This is a genomic window from Pseudomonas sp. NPDC089554 (assembly GCF_050280645.1).
Classification (GTDB): Bacteria; Pseudomonadota; Gammaproteobacteria; order Pseudomonadales; family Pseudomonadaceae; genus Aquipseudomonas.
Window position 1 is genome coordinate 1 of record NZ_JBNNVR010000203.1, and the last position, 1187, is coordinate 1187.

The window sequence follows — 1187 nt, forward strand, 5'->3', positions numbered from 1 at the left end:
GTACTCAACAACGATGGCCTGGACTACGTCCCGACCAACAAGCACATCCTCTTCGGTCACCACTTCGCTGCCATCGCAGGCGCCGGCCCTCTGGTCGGTCCGGTTTTGGCTGCACAGATGGGCTACTTGCCCGGCACGCTGTGGCTGATCGCCGGTGTGGTATTGGCTGGTGCGGTGCAGGACTTCATGATCCTGTTCCTTTCCACCCGTCGTAACGGCCGCTCGCTGGGCGACATGGTGCGTGAGGAAATGGGCCGCATCCCGGGCACCATCGCCTTGTTCGGCTGCTTCCTGATCATGATCATCATCCTCGCGGTGCTGGCGCTGATCGTGGTCAAGGCCCTGGCCGAAAGCCCATGGGGCATGTTCACGGTGATCGCGACCATCCCGATCGCGATGTTCATGGGCATCTACATGCGCTACATCCGCCCAGGCCGCATTGGCGAGATCTCGATCATCGGCGTGGTGTTGCTGCTGCTGTCGATCTGGGCCGGTGGCCTGGTCGCGGCCGATCCGGTCTGGGGCCCGGCGTTCACCTTCACCGGTGTGCAGATCACCTGGATGCTGGTGGGCTACGGCTTCGTCGCCGCGGTACTCCCGGTGTGGCTGGTACTGGCGCCGCGTGACTACCTCTCGACCTTCCTGAAGATCGGCACCATCGTCGGCCTGGCCATCGGTATCCTGATCCTCGCCCCTGAGCTGAAAATGCCGGCGCTGACCCAGTTCACCGACGGCACCGGCCCGGTGTGGAAGGGCACCCTGTTCCCGTTCCTGTTCATCACCATCGCCTGCGGCGCGGTGTCCGGCTTCCACGCGCTGATCTCGTCGGGGACCACGCCGAAGCTCTTGGACAACGAAGTCAACGCCCGCTACATCGGCTACGGCGGCATGCTGATGGAGTCGTTCGTCGCCATCATGGCCATGGTCGCCGCTTCGGTGATCGAGCCAGGCGTGTACTTCGCCATGAACAGCCCGGCGGCGATCGTCGGCTCCGACGTGGTGTCGGTGGCCAACACCGTCAGCAGCTGGGGCTTCACCATCACCCCTGAGCAGCTGGAAGCGACCGCCCGTGACATCGGCGAGCACACCATCCTGGCCCGTGCCGGTGGTGCACCGACCCTGGCGGTAGGTATCGCGCAGATCCTGCACCAGGTGCTGCCGGGTGAGAACACCATGGCCTTCTGGTA

Annotated in this window: 1 protein-coding gene; it reads left to right on the plus strand. The window is 64.3% G+C overall.

Features of this window, described 5'->3' with window-relative positions; translation table 11 throughout:
• Positions 1-1187, plus strand: a 1187-nt coding sequence (locus ACQKPE_RS26540; protein WP_427669650.1) for a carbon starvation CstA family protein, incomplete at both ends; no start/stop codon positions are given.